The following is a 3395-nucleotide window of genomic DNA, read 5'->3' as shown; positions in this document are numbered from 1 at the left end:
GCCAGCCGCCTTGAACCACAGGCCGGCCGAGGCGATCTTGCGCGGGTCGACGCGGTCCGGGATCACGTAGGTGTTCACCACCGCGTTGCTGCGCCAGCGGGCCCTCCGGGCGGATCTCCCCGTCGGCGCCGGTGGTCCAGGTGCCCGAGTCGGCACGTCGGCCGCCGAGCCCGGCCAGCTTCGACTCCACCGCGGCCACGTCGACGTCCACGCGCAGCACCGCGGCCCACGTCGGCGGCTGGCCGACCCGCAGCGCGGTCGTGGCGGCGGACGGGTCGAACCCGACCAGGTCGGGCAGCACGGGGGCGTGCCCGGCGAGGTCGGAGTACCCGTAGCCCTGGAGGCCGGCGAAGCGGTCGGCGTCCTTGGCCCGCAACGCCCGCACGGCCGCGACGTCGCCGTACTCGACCAGCACGGACGACCCGTCGGTGGCCCGCACGCCCGCCAGCGCGCCGAGCAACCCGGTCTCCGGTGACTGCGGCACCTCGGCCTCGGCGGTGCAGCCGGCCAACAGGACCACTACCAGCACCACGCTCGCACGTCTGTCCACCGATCGGATGGTAGGGCGGCGAGCCGATCGACACGCTCGAATTACGGGATCTCCACCGCGATCTCCTCGCCCAGCCGGGTGCCGCCCAGGAGGTCCAGCTCGTCACCGCTCCAGAACCGGCCCGGGTCGTACCAGTTCGCCCGGCGGCCGGCGGGCAGCAGCCCCATCGACTCGTACGTCACGGCCACGACCTCCGCGCAGTACGCCGTCTCCAGGGTGGCTTCCGCGGACCTGCGCAGGTTCGGCACCCGGCCGCGCAGCCACCGCGTCGCCAACCGGGCCGTGGACGGGAACGGCGTGCCGTTCAGCCGCGCCACGGTCTTCAGCAGCGCGTCGTCCTCCTCCCGGGTCGTCGGGCGGTCGAGCTGGCGCAGCCACGCCCGCTGCCCGTACTTGCGCGCCCACACCAGCACCGCGTCGCGCAGGTCGTGCAGCTGCACGCCGCGGTGGTGCGTGCCGGTCCACACGTCCGGCAGGGAGCGGCCCAGTTCGGCGTGCCACATCAACGGCGGCAGGTCCTCCACCGCCACCGTCATGCCCACGTGGTTGACCGGGCTGTTCGTCGTCACCCGGATCGCGCGGTCCGCCACCGAACTGCCGCGGAACAACCAGACGTCACCGGTGCGGGTGAGCTCGACCGCCTCGTCCAGACCGATCTTGGTTCCAGCCATCCCGGTAGCCTAGGCAGATGCGCTGGTGGAAGCTGCTCGGCCTGGCCGGTGTCGCGGGTGTCGCGGCGACCGGGGTGGTGATCGCGCGCGGGGAGCGCAAGCGCCGCGCCTACACGCCGGACGAGATCCGCGAACGACTGCACGCACGCGTCGACCAGGGCGTCGGCCAGGACGACACACCCCGCTGACCGCACGGGCCGACCGCGGCGGGTCGCCGTGCCGAGCCGAAGCGGCCGACCAACGGCGGGTTGACCGCGACCCCTCGGCGGGACTGGGCTACCACCATGCGATCCCTGCTCGCGGCCCTGCTGTGCGTGCTCGTCGTCGCACCACCGGCCCACGCCACCACCCGCCCGGTCGAGAACCTGGACGCGGCCACCATCCCGCAGCTGGTCCGCCGGATGGACGGCGGCACGCTCACCTCGGTCGACCTCACCCGCGCCTACCTGCGGCGCATCGAGACCGTCGACGGCAGGGTCCGCTCGGTGGTCGCGGTGAACCCGGAAGCCATCGGGCAGGCCGCGGAGAGCGACCGGCGACGTCGGCACGGCCAGGCGCGCGGGCCGATGGACGGCATCCCGGTCCTGCTCAAGGACAACATCGACACCAGGGTCATGGGCGCCACGGCCGGTTCGCGGGCCCTGCGCGTGCCGCCGCGCGACGACGCCGAGCTGGTGCGCCGCCTGCGTGACGCGGGCGCGGTGGTGCTGGGCAAGACGAACCTGTCCGAGTGGGCGAACTTCCGCTCCACCTCCTCCACGTCCGGCTGGTCCGGCGTGGGCGGCCAGACGAACAACCCGTACGTGCTGGACCGCAACCCGTGCGGCTCGTCGTCGGGTTCCGGCGCGGCGGTCGCGGCGTCGTTGGCGCAGGTCGCCGTCGGCACCGAGACCGACGGGTCCATCGTGTGCCCGTCCGGGCAGAACGGCGTGGTCGGCCTCAAGCCCACCCTCGGCCGGGTCAGCGGCGACGGCATCGTGCCGATCTCGGCGCAGCAGGACACCGCCGGCCCGATGGCCCGGCACGTGGTGGACGCCGCGATCCTCATGTCCGCGCTGGAGGGCCGGGGCGTCGACTACGCGCGCGACCTCGGTTCGGCCACGTTGAGCGGCAAGCGGGTCGGCGTGTGGCGCAAGGCGGGCCGCGACGCCGGCGCCGACCGGGTCGTGCAGGAGGCGGTGGACGTGCTGCGGCGGTCCGGCGCGACCGTGGTCGAGGTGGAGCTGCCCTACCAGGACGAGATCGACGCGGCCGAGTTCCCGGCGCTGGTCACCGAGTTCAAGCACGACCTGGAGCAGTACCTGCGGACCAGGCCCGGCGTGCCGAAGACCCTGGCCGGGCTGATCGCATTCAACCAGGCCGACCCGGTGGAGTTGAGCAAGTTCGGCCAGGAGCTGTTCGTCGAGGCAGAGAAGGCCCCGCCGCTGACCGACCCCACGTACGTCGAGCAGCGCCGCACCGCGACCACGCTCGCCCGCCGGTCCATCGACGAGGTGCTGGCCGCCCACCGGCTCGACGTGATCATGGCGCCGACGAACAGCCCGGCGTGGAAGACCGAGTACGGCACCGGCGACGCCTACGTGCTGGGCTCGTCGACCCCGGCCGCGGTGTCCGGTTACCCGAACGCCACCGTCCCGGCCGGGTTCGCGGGACCGCTGCCGGTCGGCGTGTCGTTCATGGCGGGCAACCGGGCGGACGCCACCGTGCTGCGGTTCGCCGCCGCGTTCGAACAGGCCGCGCACGCCCGCCGCGCACCGACCTACCTGGCCGGCACGCCTTCGTGATGCGGGTTCCCGCGCGCGGTGGGATCTTGTGCCCATGCGCGTGGTGGTGTTGGGAACGGGCCTGATGGGCGCCGGCATGGCACGGAGCCTGCTGCGGGCGAAGATGGACGTCGTCGTGTGGAACCGCAGCGCGGCCAAGGCCCGCCCGCTGGCTGACGAGGGCGCGGTGGTCGCCGACGACCCGAAGGGCGCGGTCGTCGGCGCGGACGTCGTGATCACGATGCTGTTCGACGCCGACGCCACCGCCGGGGTGATGGCCGAGGCGCTGCCGGCGGTCGGTGACGGCGGGGTGTGGGCGCAGTGCGGCACGGTCGGCCTGGCGGGCGGCGCCCACCTCGCGGAGCTGGCCGCCAAGCACGCCGTGCCCTACGTCGACGCGCCCGTCCTCGG

At 74.0% G+C, this 3395-nt stretch carries 5 protein-coding genes; 3 read left to right on the top strand and 2 right to left on the bottom strand.

The genetic code is table 11. The features are described 5' to 3' along the window. Positions 1-550 (bottom strand): hypothetical protein (locus tag AB0G02_RS32200; protein WP_360801676.1); only part of this gene is annotated, 550 nt, incomplete at its 3' end. A gap of 41 nt (positions 551-591) precedes the next feature. Next, the gene (locus tag AB0G02_RS32195; RefSeq protein ID WP_360801673.1) at positions 592-1221 is read right to left on the bottom strand and encodes a hypothetical protein; all 630 of its coding nucleotides are present in this window, start codon (positions 1219-1221) and stop codon (positions 592-594) included. Between the two features lie 17 nt (positions 1222-1238). Here AB0G02_RS32195 and AB0G02_RS32190 point away from each other — a divergent pair, with 17 nt between their 5' ends. From AB0G02_RS32190 to AB0G02_RS32180, 3 genes are all read left to right on the top strand, one after another. Continuing rightward, positions 1239-1409 carry a hypothetical protein gene (locus tag AB0G02_RS32190; RefSeq protein WP_360801670.1) on the top strand — a complete coding sequence of 57 codons (171 nt, stop codon included), beginning with the start codon at positions 1239-1241 and terminating at the stop codon, positions 1407-1409. Between the two features lie 96 nt (positions 1410-1505). Continuing rightward, complete coding sequence (locus tag AB0G02_RS32185; RefSeq protein ID WP_360801667.1) at positions 1506-3005, top strand: amidase; 1500 nt, start codon at positions 1506-1508, stop codon at positions 3003-3005. 34 nt (positions 3006-3039) lie between these two features. Continuing rightward, positions 3040-3395: NAD(P)-binding domain-containing protein (locus AB0G02_RS32180; RefSeq protein ID WP_360801664.1), on the top strand; the 356-nt coding region annotated here is incomplete at its 3' end.

Origin of the sequence: Actinosynnema sp. NPDC023658, from assembly GCF_040639995.1 — a bacterium.
GTDB lineage: Bacteria > Actinomycetota > Actinomycetes > Mycobacteriales > Pseudonocardiaceae > Actinosynnema.
The sequence above is the reverse complement of the archived record's forward strand: the minus strand, read 5'-3'. Positions and strand labels throughout refer to the sequence as shown.